Annotated in this window: 25 protein-coding genes; 5 read left to right on the top strand and 20 right to left on the bottom strand. The window is 53.6% G+C overall.

What is annotated here, in order from left to right; translation table 11 throughout:
• Window positions 1-192: 192 nt before the first annotated feature.
• From RAC89_RS22730 to RAC89_RS22695, 8 genes are all read right to left on the bottom strand, one after another.
• Entirely contained in the window at window positions 193-1,236 is a 1,044-nt protein-coding gene (locus tag RAC89_RS22730) for a glycoside hydrolase family 88/105 protein (protein WP_306615890.1), read from the bottom strand.
• Window positions 1,237-1,262: 26 nt separating this feature from the next.
• On the bottom strand, window positions 1,263-2,039 hold the full coding sequence (locus RAC89_RS22725; RefSeq protein WP_306616169.1) for a carbohydrate ABC transporter permease: 777 nt from the start codon (window positions 2,037-2,039) through the stop codon (window positions 1,263-1,265).
• Window positions 2,040-2,163: 124 nt separating this feature from the next.
• Window positions 2,164-3,066, bottom strand: coding sequence for a carbohydrate ABC transporter permease (locus RAC89_RS22720; protein WP_284638957.1), 903 nt, complete (start codon window positions 3,064-3,066; stop codon window positions 2,164-2,166).
• Between the two features lie 190 nt (window positions 3,067-3,256).
• Window positions 3,257-4,576, bottom strand: a complete 1,320-nt coding sequence (locus RAC89_RS22715; protein ID WP_306615889.1) for an ABC transporter substrate-binding protein — start codon at window positions 4,574-4,576, stop codon at window positions 3,257-3,259.
• Between the two features lie 99 nt (window positions 4,577-4,675).
• Window positions 4,676-6,238, bottom strand: a complete 1,563-nt coding sequence (locus tag RAC89_RS22710) for a response regulator transcription factor (RefSeq protein ID WP_306615888.1) — start codon at window positions 6,236-6,238, stop codon at window positions 4,676-4,678.
• Complete coding sequence (locus tag RAC89_RS22705) at window positions 6,231-7,991, bottom strand: cache domain-containing sensor histidine kinase (protein WP_306615887.1); 1,761 nt, start codon at window positions 7,989-7,991, stop codon at window positions 6,231-6,233. The genes RAC89_RS22710 and RAC89_RS22705 overlap by 8 nt, the downstream gene beginning before the upstream one ends.
• A gap of 80 nt (window positions 7,992-8,071) precedes the next feature.
• Window positions 8,072-8,920: an alpha/beta hydrolase gene (locus RAC89_RS22700; protein ID WP_306615886.1), complete on the bottom strand. Its 849-nt coding sequence runs from the start codon at window positions 8,918-8,920 to the stop codon at window positions 8,072-8,074.
• Window positions 8,917-10,086, bottom strand: coding sequence for an MFS transporter (locus RAC89_RS22695; protein ID WP_306615885.1), 1,170 nt, complete (start codon window positions 10,084-10,086; stop codon window positions 8,917-8,919). The genes RAC89_RS22700 and RAC89_RS22695 overlap by 4 nt, the downstream gene beginning before the upstream one ends.
• Window positions 10,087-10,452: 366 nt before the next feature.
• Here RAC89_RS22695 and RAC89_RS22690 point away from each other — a divergent pair, with 366 nt between their 5' ends.
• The 3 genes from RAC89_RS22690 (at window position 10,453) to RAC89_RS22685 (ending at window position 11,354) form a co-directional block, all read left to right on the top strand.
• A complete protein-coding gene (locus RAC89_RS22690) occupies window positions 10,453-10,578 on the top strand; it encodes a hypothetical protein (RefSeq protein WP_284638951.1) in 126 nt (41 codons plus the stop codon).
• 50 nt (window positions 10,579-10,628) lie between these two features.
• Complete coding sequence (locus RAC89_RS31745) at window positions 10,629-10,847, top strand: putative holin-like toxin (RefSeq protein WP_373429987.1); 219 nt, start codon at window positions 10,629-10,631, stop codon at window positions 10,845-10,847.
• A gap of 282 nt (window positions 10,848-11,129) precedes the next feature.
• Window positions 11,130-11,354, top strand: coding sequence for an alpha/beta-type small acid-soluble spore protein (locus RAC89_RS22685; RefSeq protein ID WP_284638950.1), 225 nt, complete (start codon window positions 11,130-11,132; stop codon window positions 11,352-11,354).
• A 66-nt stretch (window positions 11,355-11,420) separates the two neighbouring features.
• On the opposite strand, the gene RAC89_RS22680 is transcribed toward RAC89_RS22685, so the two are convergent.
• The 8 genes from RAC89_RS22680 to RAC89_RS22645 form a co-directional block, all read right to left on the bottom strand.
• A complete protein-coding gene (locus RAC89_RS22680; protein WP_306615884.1) occupies window positions 11,421-11,855 on the bottom strand; it encodes a DUF350 domain-containing protein in 435 nt (144 codons plus the stop codon).
• Window positions 11,856-11,866: 11 nt separating this feature from the next.
• Window positions 11,867-13,153, bottom strand: coding sequence for a glutathionylspermidine synthase family protein (locus tag RAC89_RS22675; protein WP_306616168.1), 1,287 nt, complete (start codon window positions 13,151-13,153; stop codon window positions 11,867-11,869).
• A gap of 44 nt (window positions 13,154-13,197) precedes the next feature.
• The gene (locus RAC89_RS22670; RefSeq protein ID WP_373429986.1) at window positions 13,198-13,461 is read right to left on the bottom strand and encodes a hypothetical protein; all 264 of its coding nucleotides are present in this window, start codon (window positions 13,459-13,461) and stop codon (window positions 13,198-13,200) included.
• 32 nt (window positions 13,462-13,493) lie between these two features.
• Entirely contained in the window at window positions 13,494-13,940 is a 447-nt protein-coding gene (locus RAC89_RS22665) for a hypothetical protein (RefSeq protein ID WP_306615883.1), read from the bottom strand.
• Between the two features lie 171 nt (window positions 13,941-14,111).
• Window positions 14,112-15,062: a hypothetical protein gene (locus tag RAC89_RS22660; RefSeq protein WP_306615882.1), complete on the bottom strand. Its 951-nt coding sequence runs from the start codon at window positions 15,060-15,062 to the stop codon at window positions 14,112-14,114.
• Between the two features lie 188 nt (window positions 15,063-15,250).
• The gene (locus tag RAC89_RS22655) at window positions 15,251-15,748 is read right to left on the bottom strand and encodes a YhjD family protein (protein WP_306615881.1); all 498 of its coding nucleotides are present in this window, start codon (window positions 15,746-15,748) and stop codon (window positions 15,251-15,253) included.
• The gene (locus tag RAC89_RS22650; protein WP_306615880.1) at window positions 15,745-17,013 is read right to left on the bottom strand and encodes a DNA polymerase IV; all 1,269 of its coding nucleotides are present in this window, start codon (window positions 17,011-17,013) and stop codon (window positions 15,745-15,747) included. The genes RAC89_RS22655 and RAC89_RS22650 overlap by 4 nt, the downstream gene beginning before the upstream one ends.
• On the bottom strand, window positions 17,010-17,381 hold the full coding sequence (locus RAC89_RS22645; RefSeq protein WP_306615879.1) for a YhjD family protein: 372 nt from the start codon (window positions 17,379-17,381) through the stop codon (window positions 17,010-17,012). Before RAC89_RS22645 ends, RAC89_RS22650 begins: the two co-directional genes overlap by 4 nt.
• A gap of 299 nt (window positions 17,382-17,680) precedes the next feature.
• On the opposite strand from RAC89_RS22645, the gene RAC89_RS22640 reads away from it, so the two are divergent.
• Entirely contained in the window at window positions 17,681-19,483 is a 1,803-nt protein-coding gene (locus RAC89_RS22640; RefSeq protein WP_306615878.1) for an LTA synthase family protein, read from the top strand.
• 58 nt (window positions 19,484-19,541) lie between these two features.
• On the opposite strand, the gene RAC89_RS22635 is transcribed toward RAC89_RS22640, so the two are convergent.
• Complete coding sequence (locus RAC89_RS22635; protein WP_284638943.1) at window positions 19,542-20,144, bottom strand: DedA family protein; 603 nt, start codon at window positions 20,142-20,144, stop codon at window positions 19,542-19,544.
• Complete coding sequence (locus RAC89_RS22630; RefSeq protein WP_306615877.1) at window positions 20,141-20,734, bottom strand: class I SAM-dependent methyltransferase; 594 nt, start codon at window positions 20,732-20,734, stop codon at window positions 20,141-20,143. Before RAC89_RS22630 ends, RAC89_RS22635 begins: the two co-directional genes overlap by 4 nt.
• Before the next feature lie 207 nt (window positions 20,735-20,941).
• Here RAC89_RS22630 and RAC89_RS22625 point away from each other — a divergent pair, with 207 nt between their 5' ends.
• Window positions 20,942-21,445 carry a Crp/Fnr family transcriptional regulator gene (locus tag RAC89_RS22625; protein ID WP_284638941.1) on the top strand — a complete coding sequence of 168 codons (504 nt, stop codon included), beginning with the start codon at window positions 20,942-20,944 and terminating at the stop codon, window positions 21,443-21,445.
• Window positions 21,446-21,500: 55 nt separating this feature from the next.
• On the opposite strand, the gene RAC89_RS22620 is transcribed toward RAC89_RS22625, so the two are convergent.
• Window positions 21,501-21,788, bottom strand: a complete 288-nt coding sequence (locus RAC89_RS22620) for a stage VI sporulation protein F (RefSeq protein WP_306615876.1) — start codon at window positions 21,786-21,788, stop codon at window positions 21,501-21,503.
• A 108-nt stretch (window positions 21,789-21,896) separates the two neighbouring features.
• Entirely contained in the window at window positions 21,897-23,945 is a 2,049-nt protein-coding gene (recG, locus tag RAC89_RS22615; protein WP_373430036.1) for an ATP-dependent DNA helicase RecG, read from the bottom strand.

The raw sequence follows: 23,945 nt of genomic DNA, 5'->3' as shown, positions 1-23,945 counted from the left end.
CCGGGCCGTGATCGGCACCGGACGCCCTGTAACGTTATTTTTTCGCCCTACAGTCGCAGCTGAACTCATGTTTGCTACATTAAGGTGATTCCATAACGTTACAGAAACCCTCCCGCATATACACTAAAATACGCAAAAATCCCGCCCCCTCGAACTTCATCGAAGGTAGCGGGATTTTCTTATAACGCTGCCTTAGCAGCCGTTACCGAACAAATTTTTCTTCGAATTCAGCACCTCGGCAAGGAAAACCAGCGTCAAGCCTTGTCCCCAGCCTTGAATGCGCTTATCCGGCACACCTTTGTAGCCTGCAGCGTCATTCATGACAGCCGTGCCTGCCGAAACCCCGGTAACGGTGCCGTCCTCGGTAATGCGGGCCAAAATGCCGTCGATCGAGCGCTGAGTATACTTATTGTAAATGCGTCCGCGCGTCATCAGCGCCGTGGCAATGCCGGCCGAGCCCGATGTCTCCAATGGAGCGGTTGGATCATCGACAATGGTGTGCCACAAGCCCGACTCATGCTGCAAGCGCACCAGCGCGCTAAGCTGGTCGCGAAGGCTGCCGTCGTTAAGCATAAACGACGGGTGGGTTACCGGCACTAGGTTCAGCGCGCGAGCCATCGTCAGCGCCGCCCAGGAGTTGCCTCTCGCCCAATGAATGGCGGACATGTTATTCTGCGCCAGGTTGTCCCAGCCGTGGTAGTACAGATTCGTCACCGAATCCTGCAGACAATTCTCATGGCCGTGGTACTGCTTCAGGCCGTCCTCGAAGTAGTCGTCCCGCTTCAGCAGCGCCCCTACCCTCAGGAGGAAGTAGCCGGCCATAAACATCGTATCCACCCATGCCTGCTCCGGGAAGTTATAGGACTCGGAGTTGACAGTATGCTGGAAGATGCCGTCCCCGAAGCGCTCTGCCTCGTTCGTCAAAAATTCCGCCATTTCCTTTACCGTATCGAGATACTTCTCTTCCTTATACACTTCGTAAAGGGTCAGGAGCGAATGACCGATCGATACGGCGTTAACCGATAGCTTCGGCAGACCGTCCTCCATATTTTCGTCGACCCATGCCTTCAGCTTTGTCAAATACTCTTCTTTCCCTGTGGCGGCATAAGCCTCACAAACCCCGTAGAAGGCGACACCGCCCGGCCAGTCCCAGCTGAAATCCATACGGAACGTTCGGTCCACAACTCGGTCGATCGTACTTTTGATTACATCTTCGTCAAACACTAGCTTCGGCATTTCCGGTACATCTCCTCTCATGCTGATTATCCTTTCAAACCGCTGGTGCTAATACCCTCTACAATATAACGCTGGAATACGAAGAATACGATAAAAATGGGAACAAGCGATAAGGTTGCCATAGCGAACATGCCGCCCCAGTTGTTCAGGGATTCTCCGTCAAGGAAGAGCTTGAGGGCAAGCGAGACCGGGTACAGCTCCGGTTTGTTCAAATAAAGCAGCGGGTTGATAAAATCGTCCCATCTCCAGTAGAACGAGAAGATGGTAGAAGTGATCAGCGCCGGAGCGATCAGCGGAACGATGACCCGGAAGAAGATCGTGTACTTGCTGCAGCCATCCATCTTCGCCGCTTCGTCCAGCTCCGCGGGTATAGTCCGGATGAACTGCATGATCAGGAAGATGAAGAACGGTACGGCGAAAAACTGCGGAACGATGACCGGCTTAAAGGAAGAGAGCCAGTTCATTTTGGCGAACATGACATACTGCGGGATGATCGTTACGTCATGCGGCAGCATCATGGTCATCATCATGCAGGCAAACCAGAAATTTTTCCCGGCGAACGGAATCCGGGCGAACGCATAAGCTACAAGGGCCGAGCTGGCCACAGCGCCGATCGTGGAAACAATAACGATATAAAGCGAGTTTTTGAAGAAGGTCGCGAACGTATTCCCCGCGAAGCCCTTCCAGCCGGTCTGGTAATTCTCCCAAGCGATTCGGCTTGGAATGAGGTTGTATGCCGTCGTGAAGATTTCATCGTTCGGCTTTAAGGAGCTCGAAATGAGCCAAAGAATCGGATAAATCATGATCAGCGCAAGTCCGCCTACGATGAGGTGGTACAGAAACGGCTTGAGCTTTTTGCCGATGGAGCTGCGGGGAACCGATACGCCCGGTGCCGCCGATGTGTTGATTGGTTTGCTGACAGCCATCTTAACGATCCCCTTTCGCTTCGTAATGAACCCAATACTTGGAGGTTTGGAACAGCAGCAGCGCGATGAGTCCGATAAGGATCAGCATCACCCACGCCATGGCGGACGCATAACCCATTTCGTAGAATTGGAACGCCCGGCGATACAAATACAAGGAATAGAGCAGCGTATTATCCAGTGGTCCGCCTTCGCCCCGGGAAATAATATAAGCCGGAGTGAACGTCATGAAGGCCGAGATCGTCTGCATGATCAGATTAAACAGAATGATCGGACTGAGCAGCGGAAGCGTAATTTTGAAAAATTGATGCACCCGGTTCGCGCCGTCCACACTGGCCGCCTCGTAATACGATTGCGGGATGTTTTTGAGCCCGGCAAGGAAGATTAACATCGAAGAGCCGAACTGCCATACCGATAGAGCAATGAGCGTCCAAAGCGCGGTATCGGGACTGCCGATCCAAGAGGTGCTTGTATGAATGCCTATCAGAGCCAGAGCGGAGTTAAGCAAGCCTTTGTCCCCGAACACTTGGGTCCACATGATGGCAACCGCGACGCTGCCCCCGATAAGAGACGGCAGGTAGTACGAGGAGCGATACAGCCCGATGCCCATCATTGCTTTGTTCAGCAGCATGGCGACCGCCAGCGCGAAGGCCAGACGCAGCGGAACGCTGCCGAGCACGTAAGTGAAGGTAACCTGAACGGACTTCCAATATTTATCGTCCCCGGTGAACATTTTCTCGTAATTATCAAGGCCGATCCACCTGGGCGCCTCGAACAGATTGTAGTCCGTAAACGAATAATAGAGCGATGAAAAGATCGGGTACATGGTGAATATCAGAAACCCGAGTATGAACGGCGATGCAAAGATATACCCGACCAGGTTGTCGTGATCCCGCAGCTTCGACATGATAGCTTCAACCCCTAAACGAAAATTTTATCTACATTGCTGTGCTATAAGGTAATTATAGTAAGGATCGTCCGCGTCATGAAGGCAAAAAACCGTTGTCTTTGTTTAATTAACCGAGGTCTGCATCCACCCGCTTGAGCATAGAAAAGCCAGGCTCGTCATTGACGAAGCCTGGCTCCCTTAAGACAGCTTATTTCTTGTTTTTGGCCAAAATCGCATTGGCATCCTTGCGGAATTTCGCCGCAGCGTCCTGTACAGACAGCTTCTTGTACAGAATTTGCTCTACCGTATCCTTGAGGAGCTTATCTACCTCTACTGCGCCCACCGGATTCGGAGGATCCATCTGGGAGCTGTTCTTCTCCGCCCAAGCGACATATTCGAATACCTTCTTCTGCTCCGGCGTAAGATCCGGCATGAGCGCGTCCTTCACCTTGGACGAAACCGGTACGCCGCGCTCGCCCTTGATGATCTTGTTCGCTTCAATATCGTTCAGGAAGAAATCCACGAACTTCGCTGCTTCTTCCTTCACCTTGGACGATTTGGCGATGGAGAAGTACATGCTCGGCTTCAGGTACAGCGCCTTATTCTGGCTCCAGCCCGGTACCGGATGAATCTCGAGCGGACGCTTCGCTGCGTTGGCCGCCAGAATGTACTGGTTCGACCAGCCGTTGGAGGAAGCGGAATTCCCCATAACCATCTCATCGTCCTCCGGCGTACCCTTCTTCTGGGCAAGCTTGTCTAATGGAAGCAGATAGCCGGCGTCATACCATTTTTGGTACATGGTGTAGAAATCAATGAACGGCTTGTCATCGGTGTAGCCCAGGGAGGCGCCGTCCGCTGCATACATCTTCTGCCCTTGTCCTCTCAGATAGAACGGGAAGTATACGTCATGACGAAGATCGGCTGCGATCATTTTGCCTTTGGCCTTCAGCTTGGAAGCTACCTCTTCCCAATCCGCGAACGTCCAGTCCTGCTTCAGCGTAACTCCCGCGTCCTTCAGCATTTGAGGATCAATGGTGGAGCCCAGCACGTTCGACCCCAGGTTCATCGCTACCAGCTTGCCGCCGATCTTACCGCCGGACAGGTTGTTTTCGCTGATGTCTTTTACATTAATGAGACCGTTCTTGGTATATGGCTCCAAATCCTCGAGCTGATTTCTTTCCCCGTACTGCGAAAGGTAAGAGACATCCATCTGGAATACGTCAGGAAGTCCGTTGGCCGCAGCCTGTGGAGCAAGCTTCTTCCAGTAGTCGTCGAACGCCGCGTATTCGGTTTCGATTTTTACGTGCGGGTTTTTCTGCTTGTACAGCTCGATCACTTTCAGCGTATAGTCGTGACGGGATTGTCCTCCCCACCAGGCTACCCGAAGGGTTACCGGCTCCTTCTTTCCTTCTGCTGCCGGAGCCGTGCCCCCGCTTGTACCGGAACCGGAGCTCTTCGTGTCAGCTGCACCGCCGCATGCCGTAAGAAGCATTGCCGCCGACAGAACCGTTGCTAGCGCTTTTCTCATCTGTATTCCTCCCCTATTGGTTTGTTGCAGGTTAGCGTTACATCTCTTATTATCCGTTCAATAGGAGGTAAGGTGAATTCAAATTACCGATGCTTTTGTTTAAAAAGCAGAGGTTTCCGAGGACTTCATATATTCGGATGGTGTCGAACCGGTGTATTTCTTGAAAACCTGGCTGAAATATTGCGGATTATCCCCAAACCCCAACCGTTCGGCCAGCTCGAAAATCTTAATGTCCGCCTCCTGCGAAATCAGCTCCGTCGCTTTCTTGATTCTCGTCTTCATGACGTAATTGGAGAACTTCTCTCCCGTTTCCTTCTTGAATAGCTTGCCTAAATAATCGGCATTCATATATAACATCTCATGAGCGACCCAATTGAGAGAAAGCTCGGAATTGCCAAGCTGCCCGTCGATAATATCGATGACTTTGCGGACGATGGCGCTGATTTTGACCTTGTTCTGGTCATAAAATTTGGCCGTCATTTGGGCCACCGCATCTTCCAGGAACGCTTGAATCGATTGCAGCGTATTCATTTCCACAATGAGGGGAATCTTCTTAAAGTAATCGTTCATTTCTTCCGGGTCGCACTGTCTTACCAGAGAGACGAATTGCTGGATGACGTACGACTTCGTCACGTTGATGTCGAGCTGCGCATCCTTTAACCCTTGGATCAGCTCGTCTAATACCGCCGCCGCTTCTTCCTTATGCCCGGATTTCACCGTCATCGTAAGCCGCTCCTCATCGAAGACCAGCTCCTTGACGGCAGCCGTTTGCGACACGGCCGTGTCCTTTCGGGTTATTAAGCTTCCTTCGCCCAAATAAAACCGGTAATTCAGCAGCTGCAGCGTTTCCTTGTACAAGCTTCTCGCCTTGGTAATATGATTCGGCTCACTCAGTGCGATGGTGGCGTCCATTTTATAATACTTCTGGAAAATTTCGCGCACCTCATAGATTCGCTCCTGAAGCCGGTCCGCTTCCCCCGTATCCTCAAGCACGATGAGCACGTGGTCGCCTATCGTTGTAGTGAGCAGCGGGTTATCAAGCAAATCCTGGGCAATGTTCTTAATTGCAAACAGATGCTCAAACTCGAAGCTGCCCTCCAGCTGGAACAGCAGCAATCGAACCCGGTAATCGAAGTCGAGCCGGAAGAGGCTGCGATAGTAGTCCCAGTCCAGGTTTCCATACGTTTTGTTGGTCACAAACTCCTTCAGAAACTGCTCTTTCACATGCGGCATCACCTTGTTCAGCTCCTCCCGCATGCTCTGCACGAAGGATTCCTTGCTCTTCTCCTGTTCGAGCTCCGCCACAATCTCCTTAAGCGCTTCGCCGATTTTCTCCTCGTTGGTCGGCTTCAGCAAGTAATGCCGGACTCCGTACTGCATCGCCCGGCTCGCATAATCAAATTCGCCGAAGCCGGACAAGAGCACGAAACGGACATGAGGATGGGTAGCATTCACACGCTCCACCAGCTCGAGCCCATCCATCCCCGGCATCCGAATGTCGCTGATGACAATGTCGGGAGCGCTTTCCTTAATACGCTCGTAGGCTTCTACTCCGTTTCTCGCCGTCCCGACCAGCTCGGTTTGCAGAGATGCCCAATCCACCATCTGCGAAATCCCGTCTAGAATGATTCTTTCATCATCTACGAGCATGATCTTATACATCTTTGAACTCCTCCGTTTCTCGCGGCAGTGCGATCATCATGCGGGCCCCGCGTTCGGCGTTCTCGTCCGCTTGGACGCCATAGGCTTCGCCGAAGGTGATCTTGATCCGCTCGTCAATATTGAGCAGACCGATGCCGGTGCCCTTCGTTCGGACTTCCCCGTTTCGAATTTTATTCAGGATGTCCCGAGGTACTCCGGGACCGGTATCCTCGACGGCCAGAAACACCGTTCCATCGGATTCCCAGCCTGTGATTGAAATCTCACACGGCTCAATCGTCGGCTCCAAAGCGTAATGGATCGCATTCTCCAGCAGCGGCTGTAAGGTCAGTTTAGGGATCGGCGTACCCAGCAGCGGTTCAGGAACATCCATGCGAAAGACAAGCCGTTCCTCGAATCGTGTCTGCTGGATCGTCACATAGCTTCGCACGATATCCAGCTCCTCGCCCAGTGTGATGATCGGCTTCTTCAAATCCACTGCGTTACGTAACAAAAAGGCAAGAGCCTCCACCATTTCCGAAATTTTGGCCTGTCGGTTTACCTTGGCCATCCAATTGATGGATTCCAGCGTATTGTACAGAAAATGGGGGTTGATCTGAGACTGAAGCGCTTTAAATTCGGTTTCTTTGACCAAAAGGCGATTCGCGTAATTCTCTTTGATCAGCAAATTAATCCGTTCGATCATGAAGCGGAAGCTCCGCTGCAGCAGGCCGATTTCGTCCTTGGACATCTTGTCGCCCGGAGAAAGCAGATTGGCTTCCTCGAAATTCCCCTTCTCCGCCAGCTTCATGCGTCCCATCAGATCGTAGATCGGCCGGGTCAAGCTGTAGGCAAGGCGGACACCCAGGATAATCACAACGAGAAATATACCAATGTATACAAAGATGACCAATTCCTTAATAAATACAATCTGGTTGAAGATTTGGTTGAACGGCGTAATGTTAAGGTAGGTCCAGCCCGTGTGGGGAGAACGGATTTGGGCAATAAAGTATTGTTCTCCGTCGATTTGATCGATCATGTAACGTTTGCCTGAAGCCATCGTCCCCGCCAATTGAGCGGCATCAAAGGCAGGCGTTCTTGGAAAAATCACATTGCTGCCCGAAACGAGCATCAAGTCCCCATCCTCGGAAGCAAGATCCCGTACGATTTTATCCACATTGATGCGAATGAGCAGCGTTCCTAAATAGTCCAGATCGAAATTGCTCTTATGAAACGAACGGATCGATCGGGCTGAGATTAATGCCGGGTCCTGTTTGTCCGGATAAATCCAGCGGTTTTCCCCCTGGGCGTTCGAAGCGATCTCCATCATGTCCCGCTTTTTTTCCGGATCGAATTTCAGAATGTTACCGCCTTCATGTTCCGTCCCTCGGGAATCGATGATCTGGATGGAGTATAAATACTGCTCGGAGCCCGTATAGCTGAATAAGCGGTCGATCAAAAACTGGCGTATAATCAGCCGGTCATACTCGGAAGGGTTATCCCGCAGTGAGGTGAGCCAGCCCTGAATCTGCTCATCGGCAATGATGTTGTAGGACAGCTGCTCCAGCCGCTTGAGCTCCGTTTCAATCGCGGAGGAGGACAGATTGAGCACCCGAGAGGATTTATCATAGATTTGCTCATCGTATATCGAAAAAGCGTACTGCTGCACCAGCACCGTAAAGGCCAGCGACGCCGCAATACTGAAGGTGATCAGCAGAGAGAGCTTGTTTTTTATTTTCATATGCCGGTAAGCGTCGATGACGAAGCGCAGACCCATAGTACGATGCCCCCTTTGCCAAGTATGGTAAATAGATTATGGCATCAGGAGCGGATGACGGTCAACCTTGAAAAGCTGGATTAAGCGTTTCGCTCGCCGGCCTTCTCCAGCCACGTCAGCATCAAATGAAATACTTGCTGCCGGTAAAGCTCGTTATGCAATTCATGACGATACCCTGCAAGCTCTTTAAACGTACACAGATCGCCCATACTCTCAGCGAACGCCCTGCTTGCCGAAAGGGAAGTCACGCTGTCCTCGACGCCGTGAAGCAGCAGCACGGGAACCGTGATCTCCGCGGCATGCTCCAAGGCGTACCGTCCGCCGCGAAGAAGACTAAAGAAACATCTCGCCGTTATATAGCGGTGTCCGAGCGGATCCTCGGTAATTTTTCTCGCCGCTTCGGGATCGCTTGTCAATTTCTCCACAGCCGAAGGACGATGACTCGTGAATTGAGGATAGATTCGATTCATGATCCGTCCCAGCATCAAATCCTTGGCGGAAGGCTCAAAAGCGAGCTTCAGCCAGGGGCCCGTTACGATGGCTCCGCTTAATGCCGGCTTACGCCGGATCAAATAATTGAGGACCACATTGCCTCCCATACTATGTCCGTAGAGAAAGCAAGGTACATCGGGATAACGCTGCCTGGCTTCCTTAAGCAAGAGGTCCACACCTTCTAATAACGCTTCATAGGACGGGATGTGCCCTCGCTTGCCTTCGGTTTTGCCGTGACCGCGCTGGTCCGCCGCAAGAACAGCATAACCCGCCGCTGTGAGCGCTTCAGCCACCTCTATGTAACGTCCGGAATGCTCCCCCATTCCATGGACGATACCGACAACCCCTTTGACCTCGCTTTTATCGTCAGCCCGCCATCCGCACCCGAACAGACGGACTCCATCCGCCGATGTCCATTCGAATTCAACACAGTTCATTGGGCAACATCCTTTTCCAAACATTGGGGTATCTTCTTCTGCCGAGTGATGCCGTAATAAAAGGCCATCGACAGCATACTGACCGTGAAGCAGACAACAAAACTGGATTGGAAACCGAACTTTGCGGCGTATAAGCCTCCGAGCATGCCCCCTATGATTCGGCCGACCCCCAGCTGGATCACCGAGTTGAGCATTTGCCCTGTCGCCTTCAGCTCCTTCATGACATGCGTGTTCACATATTCGGCCAAGCATAAGTAAAAGAGAATATACGTGCCGCCGTGCAGCATCCAGGTCAGCAAAACCGTTGCCGGCGATAAAGCGTAAGCGTACAAAATCCAGCGTAACGCATGAACGAGACCGGAGACGAGCAGAATGTTCCGAATCCCGAACCGTTGGTAAATACGTTGAAAAAAGATCATGAATGGGAATTGGCTGAAGGAGCCTATCGCCAGTCCCAGCCCGATCAGCTCCATGCTGATCCCCTGCTCTTTGCTGTAAATCGCCTGAAAGGCCAGAAAGAACCCGAACGTGGTGGCCATAACCAGGGTGTAAGCATACAAGACGACAAGCTGCTTATTCTTAAAGATTTCGATTAAGCTTACTTTCTTCTTCCCGCTCTGATGTCCGGCCACCGGGGGAATCCCCGTGGAGAGCAGAAAGCAGCCGAACAGAATAAGGGAGGTCACTAGGAAAATGGAATGGATGTCCCGGGCGAATAACCAGCCCGCTACAACAGAAATAAAAGCATAGCCTACCGAGCCGATCGTGCGAATGGTAGTGAAACGTACCACGCCTTTCGAGGCTAATTCCAGCGTAATGGCGTCGCTTAATGGATTGATTGCCGCTTGAAACACGCTAAACAGCGCCATTGCAGCGAGCAAGGGTACGAACAGCGTTCCCGCCCAGGGGATGAACCATACGAGTACTGCCGACAGCAAGGTACATACCATCAGCACGTGATTCTTGTATTTCGACCGGTCGCTGAGAAGCCCCCAGCACGGCTGGGCCACCATGCCTACAACGGCCCCTATCGAGGTAAGAATGCCGATGTGCCCATGGCCGATTCCCTCCGCTGCAAAATAAACGCCGATATAGGAAGAGAACGCCCCCGTACTCATATAAATGAAAGCATAAAATAAGGCCAAGACCATGACGTTTCGATTCACCCGACCATCTCCCCCAGCATAAGCCATTGTACTTATTATTCCACCGGCTTCTGCAATTGCCAACTAGCGTAAAAGGGTCTCCGGCATCGGGAATGCCGGTTTTTGGCATGATATGTCCCGCTTATGAGCTTATATCGCTTGGGAAGGAAACTATAGGCTCCTTTCCTTCAAAGCATTAATCGCCCGTCCATCGTTCGACATTCCATATCAATATAACAATTTTGTGACACATACCTATAAAACAGCAAGACGGAAGTATACATCTCCTTCAGATGGCGGGTGATGCTTATGTCAGTGAAATTATGTCCGCGCTGTAACGAGAAACTTACGGATGAAGCTTTAATGTGCAAGTATTGCGGGGAGTTGGTGAGTCATTCGAGGGATGCGCCTGTATCGGCGCCTGAGTCCAAATCCTCCTCCCGAAATACGTGGTCCATTTGGATTGCTCTGATTGTCTTGCTGCTGCTGGCCGTATACCTCGCGATGAAGTAATACAAAAAAAGCTCCGTGATCCTGAAGCTAGGACGCGGAGCTTATTTTCTATGTTCGCCTTTTTATACGAACACTTATGTGATATAATGGAAAATGTACAACGGAATAAGGCGCTGCAAGGGTGGTGGCACTCCACCGTAACGCTTAAGGGACAAGCCGTTCCCGGGCGTAGAGGAGGTGATGCCATGGAGGTGTACCAAACATTAACGCTAATGATTTCATTCGCGACATTGGTGGTGCTGGTCCTCTCTTTCCATAAAAGGAAATAGACCGCCCTTGCGACAGGCCGCGGTCTATTCTTAATCCAACGTCTGATTGCCACCGCCCTTACAGCGGACCGGTGTGCCGCCGTAGATGTTAGCCGCATCTATGGCGTTTTTATATTACCCTCATTTTACCACAAGCAACCCTCCCATTTCAATCCGCCTTTCCTTCCTATATGGGCGGCGGCTGCTCCCGTTTTCTTTTTCTAGTCATGCATATTCCTGGGATGATTGGTTATCATAACGTTACTGGGTAATCAAATCACTTAATCAGGAGGAATGATTATCATGGCACAAGGACAATCCAGAAGCAGCAACACATTGGTGGTACCACAGGCATCCCGCGCGCTCGATCAACTGAAGTACGAGGTTGCTCAAGAGCTGGGCATCCAAATCCCGCAAGACGGGTACTACGGCTACATGGCTACTCGCGACACCGGCGCTATCGGTGGTCACATTACACGCCGCCTGGTTCAAATCGCCGAGCAGCAGCTTGCCGGCAACCGTTTCTAATCAGGCAAATCAACAAATCCCCAACGGCTTCGCTTGAAGCATTTGGGGATTTGTCATGTTGCATGATTAATAGCTGATCAGAGAGGCCATCAGCAGCCCGGACGCCACACTCAAGAAGCAGGAGAACATTCCTACGGAAATGTTGCCCTTCGGAATTTCAGCCAGCACTTTAAACGGGGTCAGCAGCTCGAACACATAGAACACAATAATTTGGAACGCTACGCCGATCAGCCCCCATACGATCAAATCCAGAAAGCCGACCGAATGGTAGACGGCGGAAGCCAGCACCAGCACCTGCCCCAGGATTTTCCCTCCCAGATCATACGCCGCAGCCCTCCCTGCCGCTGCCTTCACCGGATCGCTTACGTCACCGCCGTCCCGAATGAGACGAAACTCATTGTACGGAGTAACCAGATTGAAGAACAGAATGCCCACGCCGACAAGCGGCAGGGTGACGCCTAAGTAAATGAGAAAATTCAAGATCGAGCTCCACTGTGCCAAAGGTATACCCCCTAAGAATCAATAACTCGCCCGCGCACCGCCGACGGTAAATAATATGACATATTGCTAGTAATTTTGCCTCCGACCCTGGCAACAACGGCCGAAGCCTGCCCATCGATCAAAAAGCAGCCCCACAGCAGCCGGCCCCGGAACGGCCCGTTCGCGGTCTCCACCTCGATCTCCGGCAGCTCGGCATATTGCTGATACACCATCGGCTGATCCCTGTATTCCTCTTCCTCGCTGCGCTCGGAAACGCCCTCGGCCTCGAAAATCGTCACTCCGCTGCCCTCACGCCCGAGGATCGGCTTCGCGACGTACGAGCTGCCCGCCTCGAAGCCCGGCTCCAAATACGTGGGCAGCATATAAGCGGCGATGGCCGCATGCTCCTCTTCCGTGAAAAACTCCCCGGCCTCGTGCAGGCTCCAGATGAGGGCCTGCAGCGCTTTGGTTTGCGCGGCGAAGCCCGACGGCGGGTTGATAATCGCCAGTCGCCCGTCCGCAATGAGCTGCAGCACATGCTCGCCCGTCGGATAGCCGTCCGTATCCCGCTCATACGCCAGCTTCTCCAGCGCATGCAGCCGATACAGCACGTCAACCGGCTGCATGCGGCCCTCGTCCGCCGCACACGGCGCCCACAGCAGGTCGCCGTCTACCCGCAGCTCCTCCAGCGGAACAAACTCCGCTCCAGGGATCCCTGAAGCCCTCATCAGGTAGCGAGTCGTCCCCGCATCCTCCTCATGCCAATCGAGGGCGCTGAACACCACCCGCTCCACCGGCTGCCCCGCCGCCCTGTACAGCTGCAGCATTCTGCTGAACGCCTGCGTCAGTCGCTCGCTGCAGCCCGCGTTCGGATCCTCCTCGCCGTACCACTCGCATACACGCCCGTTCACGTAGAACGCTTCCACGATCCCGGTGGGCGTGTCGCTGTTGAACTCGAGCATCTTCGGTCCTTCCGGCGTCAGGGCGAAGTCGAAGCGGCCGATCAGCGTCGGTACCGACTCGTCATACCGCCGCCGGATCGTCCCGATCGCCGCTTCCGGCAGCCCGAGCTCAAGCAGCAGCGCCTCCTCGCCTTGCTGAACGATCTGTACGGTCTTTGCATAGACGCGTCCAAGCGCTTCCGCCGCCGTCCGCAAGCTTGTCAGCTGCCCCGGCTCCAATCGGATCAGGCCGGGAAGGGCATATTCCTCTCCATACATCGTATCCCAGGTAAACACGCCTTCCTCCCGCAGAGGCCCGTAGAGGCTGTCCCGAAGCTCCCGATAGGAGGAAGCAGCGTGGCTTTCCTTCTTCGTCATCAATGGCCACTTAGCCTCCTTCGACTGCGTAACTCGCAAGCTGGCTAGCTTGAGCTGGACCCGCTGCTGCCAATGCCGCCTTTGGAGCCGCTGGTAATCCCCGAGGAAGATTTGCTCTTGGAGCCATAGCTGGAGCCGGTGCCCCCATAATAACCTCCCGAGGAGCTTCCCCCCGTGCTGTCGCAGTAGCCGTCGCGGTTATTGTCCACACAATCCCTGTCGGAGCAGGCCGTCGTTCCCAGCATGAGCGCCGTTGCGACGAACAGCGACATCACCTTGCGCGTTCTACCTGCTATCTGCTGTTCCAACTCTCGCCACTCCCCTCACTGTTCTGCATCCGCTAAACCGGTTCGGCATAAATGACATACGTCTTCCGGTCCTCATCGATCTCGGTAGCGGTGCGCGACCACTCTCTGCCCTCCGCATACAAATAATTCGCCTGAAGGTGCAGCATCATCTCGAGCGTGTCCTTGAAGCTGTATTTCTCGACCAGCCGGTAATCCGCGACGCCGTCGCGATATTCGCGCAGCTCGGCATGCACGCCATGAGGCAATCCGGCCGGAACCGGCCAGAACATGACACGCTCATCCTCGGCCTCTTTCACATACACGATATAACAGCCGGGTTCCACGGCACAAGAGGTTTTTTCATACACCTTACTTCCCTTGACGAAATAATCGCAGGCAAATCGAAGCGCCACCTCATCCCGTCCGATGCCATGATAGTAATACAGCACCGGAAATTCCGAGCTGCCTTCACGATAATGCCGATACTCGAGTCGTACCACGCGCGTTGCTCCTTCCTATGAATCTCATGATCAATGAACGTAAACATTAATACGCACTTTCTGGAAAAAGGATGCGCAGGACGAAGGTCCCATTTTCACGGGATACTTTAGCGCAAAAAAAAAAGGACAGTCCCGCGTACGGCGGAACCGTCTTCTTCAGCCAAGCCAAGCTCAAGCCCCTGCTTGATGCCCCATGGCAATGTAAATGGCCATCAGGCCGAACAGCAGCACACAGAAGTTCACAAGCACGAACAGCGAACGCAGCACCAGGGAACGGTGAAACCGGAACGGCGTAACGAACGTGCCTTCGCCTTCAATAAGAAACAAAATGAGCAGCGTATGCACGATGGTATGACCGACGATCTCCGTGAAGCCGAACACCGTCGTGGTAGTAATAAACACCAAGGTGACCAGGATCGAGATGAACCGGTTCAGGATGCCGACAATAAACGTCCACGCGAGACCCAGCTCGATGAAGGCGCTGATCAGTACGAAATCCTCCACGCTAAAGCCGAAGGTCGGAATGTGGAACTCGTGCATAATGTCATAGGCCAGCTGCGGCAGCGTCATCTTCTCCAGCCCGACCCAGGCGAGCGACAGCCCGGTAAACAGATACAGAACCGGTGTGGCTGTCGGTCTCCAGCGCGTCTCAGCCACCAGCAGGTAATAGACGATGCCGGCGAAGAACAAATAATCGAGCCCGTGGAATACGCCGTAACGGGCTAATGCATATACGTACAACACTCCGATAGCCAGCCCGCTGACCGCCAGCAAACGCCGATGGAGCAGCCCCATGAACGCAACAATTAAGACGACTTTGATCCAGGCCGCATCGGCCGCCAGCTCCGGCGCAAGGAAGGTGCCGGTGACGAGCTGCAGCAGCAAACCCGCTCCCAGGCCGATCCGCAGGATCAGCGTTTCATACGGCTTCAGCCGGTCTAGGAAATGATGCACCCGCTCGACCAGCTTGATGCGCTGCAGCGGCTCGTTAAAGATCGTGGAGACGAGCAGTCCGACCAGCGTCACGCCCAGCCAGAATAAGAAGCCCGGGGTAATGACCTCGGCCATGGGCAGCGGAATTTCCTTGCCCGCTCCGGTAAACCATTTGACATGGCTGTACATTCCTTGAAAAGTATTCAACATATGAATCCCTACCCTCTATTTCCCTATGGTTCGTTTAGCTTGCCTTTATTTTACTTTTTCCATCCCTCCCTGCCCTGTGATTTCCATCACAGCTACCAATAGAAATGTGTCAATTATGTGACAAAAAAACAAAACCCGCCCAATTGATCATTAGACGGGTTGTCGGATTAGGACGGCTTTCGATTGACCTCCTGCAGAGCGGATGCCAGATTTCTTACATAACGTTCGATCCTGACGCTGACCTCGCTGCGCATGTAGTCCTTGGTCATGACGAACCGGTTCTCGTAGCCTCGGCACACATAACGATAGACGATCTCCGAAGCGTCCTTTGAATCCTCGAAGACCCGAATCTGCTTCTCCACGAGCGCCTTCCTCGACTGCTGAACATCCTCTTGGATGCTCTTAACCAATACCTTCGCAGCGGCCGAGTACAAGATCTTCAGGGTGAGCGAGGACATCTCCGTCTCCCTTCGTTTCTTCTCCACAATACCGAGGGCGACCGGTAAGATGATGAAGTCCCGCATAAGCTCCAGCTCTTTTTGCGTCGGCGGCTCGGGAGCGGCTGCCGGCTGGGGATGGCTCAGCAGCATCGACTGCTCCTTATGCTGCGGCAGCATCATGCGGCTGGATTCCCACAGGCCGTTACCTTGGAGCTTCTTGCTCATTTATAATGACCTCCGATTTTTTGTGACCTCATCATGGCCTGACCTGCCGCTCGAAGCGAGGAGGCCCTGATGATCGCAGCGCTTCCGAAGCGTTCCTTGATGTGGTCCGTAGCCTTATCCAGGGCTCTCGTCTTGATCTGATCCTCGAACAGCGTCAATTGATAGCCGGAATCATCGATAAGACCGCTCAGCATAATCCCTACGCGGCGTACCGGCATACGATCCCAGTACCGGTAGAACAGCGCCTTCGCCGCTTCAAATACCGTATTGGTATGATTGGTGGGGTCCGGCATTTTCATCTGACGCGAGAACCCCGTGGGCTGCTCATACGGACTGCACATGCAGCTGACGGAGACAACCCATCCCATAAAGCCTTTGCTGCGGCAATCGCGGCAAACCTCCTCGGTCAGCTCCAGAAGCACCGTTTCCACCTCCGAGTTCTCCAGGTAGTCTCTCGGCAGCGTCATCATATGACCGACGGACTTGGGCGGCGTAAGGAAGGTGCCCGGCGTTACGGGAGAATCATCGAGCCCGTTCGCGGTTCGCCACATGACCTCGGCATGGATGTCGCTCTGCTTTCCGAAGCGCTTGCGGAACTTATCCTTGAGAAGCGGCAGCGGCGTGCGGGCAATATCCCCGATCGTATGCATGCCTAACCGGGTAAAGTGCCCTGTCATTCGTGAACCGACACCGAACATTTTATTCACCGGCTGCTTCCAGAGCTTCCCTTCCACATCCGACGGGTTGAGTGTAAAAATGCCCTCAGAGTTCTTCTTGGCCCAGATGTCCGTGGCCAGCTTCGCCAGCATCTTGTTCGTACCGATCCCTACCCTGACCTTCACTCCCGTCTGCTGCAGCACCTTCTGCTGAATCGATCGGGCGATCGTAACGGGATCCCCGAACAGCCGAAGGCTTCCGGTTACATCCAGAAACTGCTCGTCGATGGAGAAAATCTCCACAAGGTCCGTATATTCCTTATAAATTTGTGTAATCATCAGCGACACATCGATATAATGCTGCATGCGCGGACGCATGACCACCAGCTCGGGACACTTGTTCATCGCGGCTCCCAGGCGTTCGGCCGTCGTGACCCCGTATTCCTTGGCGATCGGGCAGGCAGCCAGAACAATGCCGGAGCGAAGAGCAGGGTCTCCCGCCACCACCACCGGCTTCTCCCTGCACCAGGGATGGTCGGCCTTCTCCACGCTGGCGTAGAAGCTTTGGCAGTCCGCCAAAAAAATCGTTCTTTCGCTTTTCCCGGTCATGTTAACCGCCTCCTTATGTCCATAAGCAAGGTCATGAGCTCCGCTTTCACCAGGCTCCTTAACATTTTAAAATGATGAATGTAGCCCCGGACCTTGTACTCCACCTCGATGCCCAGTGCATTCATTTCCGTCTTCAAAATTTGAATATTGTGCTTCCTCATCCTGCTCTTGATCGCCTGCAGCTCCGGAAAAATCGATCGTTCGACCTCTTGAAGGTAAGAGATCACATGGTGATAAACAACCTTGTCCTTATACAGCTTCAGCTCGTTCAGATCTCGTGCCAGCATATCCAGCAAAATAGGCAGCAGCGTGTATTCCTTGATGATTTGAATATCCTCTTCTGTCTCGACCCTTGGATTACCACTCATAATCACACCACCATATTGCGAACGTGTATTCGTATTCTTTATTATATACCGAACACAAGTTCGATATGCAAGCAAATTTTTTTGGAAACAAAAAGAAATGCCGCCCGGCAGCGTCGGAACGCAATCGAACGGCTCTCATTGAGCTTTCAGCAAACTTTCAGTCTATTTTCATGTTAATTTAATGTAAAGAAAATATAATGAAATTGTAAAAAAACGGTCAACGGAATAGCACCTGACGGAGGAGCCTGCCACCACAGAGGCTCTTTTGCTTTTTTCAACAAAGAAAGGAGAGGTTCTTTATGAAGCGGTTCAAAACCGGCTGGAGTCTGGGAATCTCCTTCGTGACGGCCAATCTTCTTGTCCTTGCGATGCAATATGCATCCTTTAAGCCGTTCGAGGACAGCTGGATTGACTGGATACGCGATAATATGCCCCTGTATGCTCTATCGACGGCGATTCTGTTCATCCTGATTCTCGGACTGGACGGCTTGTTCGATAATACGCTGTTCGCGGCAGGCATCGCAGCCGCGGCGGTCGGCGCCTTGACGTTCGGCAATTATCATAAACTGATGGTATTGGGGGAGCCGGTCTATCCCTGGGATTTAAACCAGCTAAGGCAGTTTTCGGAAATACTGAACATTGCCCGGGATATCGCCTCGCCGCGGATCGTGACCGCTGTGCTGGCCGGGAGCGTCGTGTTATTGACGGCAACGTTCTTTCTTCCGAGAGCCAGAAAGGGAATGGCTTACCGTTTCGGCTGTGTGTTCGCAGCGGCGCTCATGGTATTCTCCTGCTTTCACGTACAGAGCACGGTATTTGCCAAGCCGCTTTCCAAGCTGGGCGTTGTCGATCACAACTGGAACCAGCGGGAAAATTATTTGATGAATGGATTTGTGATCGCCTTTCTGCAAAATATAGGAGCGAAAATTCAAAGCCAGCGGGCAGGCTACAGCGAAGAAGAGATCAACCGGATCCTCCAAAAATATACGAACCCGGCCTCCGCTGCGGGGGCTTCCGAGGAGCAGCCGAATATCGTTCTGGTCATGAACGAATCCTTGTTCGATCCGACGCGGCTCTCCGGCGTCTCCTTCAGTGAAGATCCGCTCAGCAGACTGCACCGGAATGAACAGCGGTTTCCGTCGGGCAAGTCGCTGTCCCCTACGTACGGCGGCGGTACCTCCAATGTGGAATTCGAAGCACTCACAGGGCTTTCCATGTCGTTTATGAATCAAGGAGCAACGCCTTATCAGCAGCTTTTGGTCAAAACCGATCGCTTCCCGTCCATGGTCAGCCTGCTGAAGGACAAAGGCTACCAAACGACGGCGATTCATCCGTTCGACGGAACCTTCTACAACCGGAACCGCGTGTATCCGGTGCTCGGCTTCGATCAATTCATCACTCAGGATAACATCGCTTATACAGACACTCTAACGGATAACGGATTTATTTCCGATATGGCGGCCGCCCGGCAAGTGATGGATGTGCTGAACGCAGGAGAGGCGCCGCAATTCATCCATCTGGTCACGATGCAAAATCATTTGCCCATTCAAGGAGTGGCAGGCGCCGATCCTCTGACGGTCAAAGGACTGCAGGGCTCCGGTAAGAAGGAGCTCGAAAGCTATGCCCAGAGTATCCGGGAATCCGACCGGGCGATTCAATATTTGATCGATTCCATTCAGGAAGTGAAGCGGCCGACGATCGTGCTTGTCTTCGGGGACCATCTGCCTGCGCTGGAGGAGTCCACCTACATCCAAGGAACCGAAGGCCTGTCCGAAGTGGAACGGACGCAGTTCCAGCATGAAACTCCGCTTCTCCTTGCGGCCAATTACCCTATGAAGGCGCAAAGCCTAGGTACGGTATCGCCGTCCTTTTTCGGACCGATCCTATTCGAGCAGGCCGGCTTGCAGCAGCCTCCTTTTTATCAGCTGCTGCAAGCGGTGAAGCGGGAGCTGCCGGGATTGACGCGCAGCGTCTATGTAGATGCCGGCGGGCAGCCGCTGCTCGAACTTAGCGACGGACAGGAGGAGCTGCTCCGCGATTACGAGATGGTGCAATACGATTTGCTGTACGGCAACAAATATACACTGCCGATGATGAAGTAACCTGTCCAAGCCGATCCGTCCGGGAATCGCTTTTCCCCCGCAACGGATCGGCTTTTTCTTAGTTAGACACGTTTCGCTGCCGCAGGCTCCGAACCCCCCAAACCGCAAGAGCTACACACCCTGCTCCCGCCAGCACGAACCAGCCGTAGCGATAGACGGCTGCAGCGATCCTTTCGATATTTCCGCCGAAATAGTAGCCTACTGTAAAGAAGCCTGCCGTCCAGACCAGGCCGGTCGAATAAGAATAAAGCGCATACCATCCGAAGGGCATCCGATGAACCCCGACAAGATAAGGCACCACATGGCGAACCACCGGGAGAAAGTAACTGAAGATGAGCGTAGCGCGGCCATAGCGTTCCAGAAGACGCTGCGACCTCTCGAGGGGACGTCTCATATTTTTCCGTTTCATAAGCCGCTCCACAATCGGCGGGCCCATCATGCGGCCAAGCACATAGCCTAACGATAACCCCGAAACGACTCCAAGATAAGTAACTATAAAGGCCGGAAGGATCTGTAGAATATGAAGAGAGGCGACCATCCCGCCGGTCATGACGACCGCCTCATCCGGGATGGGCATGCCCACGATTCCAAGCCACAACGCGAAAAATAAAGCAAAATAACCGAACTGCTCTACATACTGCAGGAGTGCATCAACCGTCATCTGATCGCCTTCTTCTGACGGCATACGTAAACGAAGGCCGGGGGGATATTCCATGGAACGAAGCCGATGCTCACCTCGTCGAAGCACGAAGTCAGCAGCCGCTTCATCTGCAGCGAGTATTGAAAGGCGATGAAGACACCGTCTTCTGTCAGCGACTGCTTCACCTGTGATATGATCCGTTCCCTCATTTCGGCAGGAAAATTGGCGAAAGGCAGCCCCGAGACGACGCAATCGAGCCGATCCATCCCGTAGCGGGAAAGCCCTTGAAGCATCTTTTGCGCATCATGGTAAAAATATAGCCCGTCATACTTTTCCCGCAGCTGCGAGCGCATGCCTGCATCCTTTTCGCAGACCAGTACTTTGCACTCCGGATGCTTCCTTACGTGAATGGCGCGGGTGAATACGCCGGTTCCCGCCCCAAGCTCCGCCATCGCCCGTACATTCGCCCAGTCGACGGGCTCCAGCATTTTCTCCGTCAGCGCCGTAGAGCTTGGAATCAAGCTGCCGACGTCGCGGGGACTGCGCAGAAATTTTTGAAAAAACATCACCTTATCGGATAGCCTTGAGGTCAGCGTCGAATGTAATGACATAAATCGTTATCACTCCTTGTTTCCAATCCTAGCTCTTAGCTTATCCAAAAAATCATAAGATTGTAGCATGAAACTTCTGAAGATTTTCTTAACAATGGAAAAAGAGATCCGGATCCGCAAGGCCGTCGGATTGCAGCGTACCAAAAAAGACATGGGGTTTCCTGTCTTTGCCTTTCCATGATATGATGACCGGGAGGTGAGCTTACCATGCTTCTGCATAAGGGAGAAACATTATTCCGGCAGGGAGAAACCGGTCCTCTGTTTCGGATCCAAAGCGGCCTGCTCAAAATCGTCCGAGTGAACGAAGAGGGCCACCCGTTCTTATTTAATATTATTGTTCCCGGTGAGATGATTCCCCATCATTCGTTAATGACCCCCAAGGACTATCACGGAACGGCCATTGCTTTAATGACCACAGAGGTGGAGCGGGTTTCGCCGAAGGAGTGGTACGAGGAGCTGGAGCGGAATCCGGAAAAATACCGCGAGGTGGCGCTGCTGCTGCAAAGTAAGCTGCGCATGATGCAGCTGCGGATCGACCAGCTGACCCAGGTGACCCCTGCCGAGAAGCTGGGGCAGCTGCGCAGCTGGTTCGCCGAATACTTATCGCCGGACGTCTCTCTTACCGATGTGCTGACTCAAGAGGAGATCGGCCAGCTGATCGGCATTCGCCGCGAGACGGTAAACCGGCTGCTGCGGGCGGATCGGGCATAGCCCGGATACGCCAAAAAGGCCGGTACCCGGTACCGGCCTTTCCGCAGTTCACAGCTTAACGAAACATTCCCCACAGCTTGATGAGGTGAAACGTATTGTTCGGGTCGATCTTTTGGGAGATGACGAAGTTCACCAGATGATCCGTTTGCGCTTCGGTGAGCTTCTCCCCGAGCACCTTGGTCAGCATTCCTACGAAACGGCGCACCTTGACGCGATCCTGCAGATCGTATTTATTAACGCCCTTGAGGATCATCTTCACGCGTTCCTTGATCTCGGGATTCTTCATCTTCAGCTTGATCCGCTCTACCTGAGCAGGATCGAAGCCATGCTTTGCATAAGCCATGCCGCACACCTCCGTCTTCATCACTTTATGCCTGTTTCCCTCGTGCTAAAGTAATTCTATGACGGAGTGCTTGGACATGTGTCCCCATTTTCCATAAGAAGAATGAAATTAGTCCAATAAATCGTTAGAGAAAATTTGCTCCCGCTGCAAATATTGACGGAGCATGACGTAGGAAGCGGAGGTCCAGAAGTCGGACTGCCGCACCAGCCGGGCGGCATCGTCCCGCGCCTGCTCCATGACCTCGAAATCGGTCACCATATCCGCAATGCGGAACTCCGGCATCCCGCTCTGCTTCGTGCCGAAGAAGTCGCCCGGCCCGCGAAGCTCCAAATCGCGTCTTGCGATTTCGAAGCCGTCGTTCGTATCCGTCATCGCTTTCATGCGCTCCTTGCCTACCTCGTTCTTAGGGTCGGCAATCAGCACGCAATATGACTGATGCTCTCCTCGCCCTACCCTGCCCCGCAGCTGATGCAGCTGGGACAGCCCGAAACGGTCGGCGTCATACACGACCATGAGCGTCGAATTCGGCACATCGACACCCACCTCAATGACGGTGGTGGACACGAGCACCTGCACACGGCCTTCACTGAATTCCCGCATGACGGCATCCTTCTCGGCCGGAGCCATTCGCCCGTGCAGCAAGCCGACACGGAAGCCGGGGAATTCATGCTGCAGCTGAGCATGCACGTCGATGGCGTTCTGGACGTCGAGCTTCTCCGACTCTTCGATCAGAGGGCAAATGATGTACGCCTGCCGCCCTTGATCCACCTCGCGGCGGATAAAGCCAAGCACGCGCTCCAGCATGGCATGCGTGACCGCATACGTCTTGATCGGCTTGCGGCCCTTCGGCAGCTCCTTCAGCGTGGATACGTCCATATCCCCGAAAGCCGTGATGGCCAGCGTGCGGGGAATGGGTGTCGCCGTCATCGTCAGCACGTCGGGATTCATCCCCTTGCGGCGCAGTATGCTTCGCTGATTCACGCCGAAGCGATGCTGCTCGTCGGTGACGACCAACCCCAGCTTGCGGAAGAATACATCCTCCTGAATCAACGCATGGGTTCCGACCACAACGTCAATCATCCCCATCTGCAGCGCCCCCAGCACGTCACGGCGCTGCCGGTCCGTCAAGCTGCCGGTCAGCAGCGCCACCTGGATGCCGTAAGGCTCATAGAGCCGCTCCAGCGACCGCTTGTGCTGCTCCGCCAAAATTTCAGTCGGCACCATGAGCGCCCCTTGATAGCCCGCCTTAACGGCAGCGAACAAGGCCGCAGCGGCAACGACCGTTTTGCCCGCGCCGACGTCGCCTTGAAGCAGTCGATTCATACAGTAAGGCTGCTGAAGATCGTGCAAAATCTCAGCCAGCACCGTCTTCTGAGAATCGGTCAGCTTGAAGGGAAGTGCCCGGACGAAGGCCCGAACGGCCGGAAGATCCACCGGATGGGCTACCCCGTCGGAGCGGTCATGATTCAAGGCGCGGTAGGCCTGCATTTTCAGCTGAAACAGAAACAGCTCCTCATACACCATCCGCTTCCGCGCGCGCTGTCCCTCCTCCGTGCTTCCGGGCATGTGCAGCAGCGTTACCGCCTGTTTGCGCGGCAGCAAGCGGTAGCTCTGCAGCAGCTCCGCCGGCAGCACCTCCGGAATGAGGCCGGCGAACTGCGTCAGCGCCTGCTTCATCGTCTGCCGCATCCACTTCTGCGTAAGTGCAGCGGTCACGGAATAGACCGGCTGCAGGGTGCCGATCTGGGAAGCGCCTTGACCCGGGAACTCCGTTTCCGATACCGTAATATGCAGCCGCCTCTGGTCCCACTTGCCTGTGAGCACCACTTCACTGCCTGCCGCCAGCTTGTCCTTCAGAAAATGACGGTTAAACCAGACCGCCGTTACAAAGAGCGAATCGACCATGAGCTTGCAGGTCATTCTTGATTTGGTCCGGCCGTACATCTGCACCTGCGGCATGCCGGCGATCGTGCCCTGCACGGTAATCTTGTCTCCGTCCTTCACCTGGGTCAAGTCACGAAGCGTGTAATCCTCGTAGCGGAAAGGATAATAGTCAAGCAGCTGCCCAACACTGGAAATTCCCAGCATGAGCAGCTCCTCGGACTTCTTGCCTTTGACACCGGACACCTGCGTGACCGGAATTTCATATAGATCCAT

It is taken from the genome of Paenibacillus sp. GD4 (assembly GCF_030846225.1).
GTDB classification, from domain to species: domain Bacteria; phylum Bacillota; class Bacilli; order Paenibacillales; family NBRC-103111; genus Paenibacillus_G; species Paenibacillus_G silviterrae.
This window is presented reverse-complemented; position numbering and strand designations above follow the sequence as displayed.

Bases quoted from the DNA above. Each gene is read 5' to 3' on its own strand.
- RAC89_RS22730 (WP_306615890.1), bottom strand. From the start codon at position 1,236: ATGCCGAAGCTAGTGTTTGACGAAGATGTAATCAAAAGTACGATCGAC.
- RAC89_RS22725 (WP_306616169.1), bottom strand. From the start codon at position 2,039: ATGATTTATCCGATTCTTTGGCTCATTTCGAGCTCCTTAAAGCCGAAC.
- RAC89_RS22720 (WP_284638957.1), bottom strand. From the start codon at position 3,066: ATGTCGAAGCTGCGGGATCACGACAACCTGGTCGGGTATATCTTTGCA.
- RAC89_RS22715 (WP_306615889.1), bottom strand. From the start codon at position 4,576: ATGAGAAAAGCGCTAGCAACGGTTCTGTCGGCGGCAATGCTTCTTACG.
- RAC89_RS22710 (WP_306615888.1), bottom strand. From the start codon at position 6,238: ATGTATAAGATCATGCTCGTAGATGATGAAAGAATCATTCTAGACGGG.
- RAC89_RS22705 (WP_306615887.1), bottom strand. From the start codon at position 7,991: ATGGGTCTGCGCTTCGTCATCGACGCTTACCGGCATATGAAAATAAAA.
- RAC89_RS22700 (WP_306615886.1), bottom strand. From the start codon at position 8,920: ATGAACTGTGTTGAATTCGAATGGACATCGGCGGATGGAGTCCGTCTG.
- RAC89_RS31745 (WP_373429987.1), top strand. From the start codon at position 10,629: ATGTTCGCCTTTTTATACGAACACTTATGTGATATAATGGAAAATGTA.
- RAC89_RS22685 (WP_284638950.1), top strand. From the start codon at position 11,130: ATGGCACAAGGACAATCCAGAAGCAGCAACACATTGGTGGTACCACAG.
- RAC89_RS22675 (WP_306616168.1), bottom strand. From the start codon at position 13,153: ATGACGAAGAAGGAAAGCCACGCTGCTTCCTCCTATCGGGAGCTTCGG.
- RAC89_RS22660 (WP_306615882.1), bottom strand. From the start codon at position 15,062: ATGTACAGCCATGTCAAATGGTTTACCGGAGCGGGCAAGGAAATTCCG.
- RAC89_RS22655 (WP_306615881.1), bottom strand. From the start codon at position 15,748: ATGAGCAAGAAGCTCCAAGGTAACGGCCTGTGGGAATCCAGCCGCATG.
- RAC89_RS22650 (WP_306615880.1), bottom strand. From the start codon at position 17,013: ATGACCGGGAAAAGCGAAAGAACGATTTTTTTGGCGGACTGCCAAAGC.
- RAC89_RS22645 (WP_306615879.1), bottom strand. From the start codon at position 17,381: ATGAGTGGTAATCCAAGGGTCGAGACAGAAGAGGATATTCAAATCATC.
- RAC89_RS22640 (WP_306615878.1), top strand. From the start codon at position 17,681: ATGAAGCGGTTCAAAACCGGCTGGAGTCTGGGAATCTCCTTCGTGACG.
- RAC89_RS22635 (WP_284638943.1), bottom strand. From the start codon at position 20,144: ATGACGGTTGATGCACTCCTGCAGTATGTAGAGCAGTTCGGTTATTTT.
- RAC89_RS22630 (WP_306615877.1), bottom strand. From the start codon at position 20,734: ATGTCATTACATTCGACGCTGACCTCAAGGCTATCCGATAAGGTGATG.
- RAC89_RS22625 (WP_284638941.1), top strand. From the start codon at position 20,942: ATGCTTCTGCATAAGGGAGAAACATTATTCCGGCAGGGAGAAACCGGT.
- RAC89_RS22620 (WP_306615876.1), bottom strand. From the start codon at position 21,788: ATGGCTTATGCAAAGCATGGCTTCGATCCTGCTCAGGTAGAGCGGATC.
- recG (WP_373430036.1), bottom strand. From the start codon at position 23,945: ATGGATCTATATGAAATTCCGGTCACGCAGGTGTCCGGTGTCAAAGGC.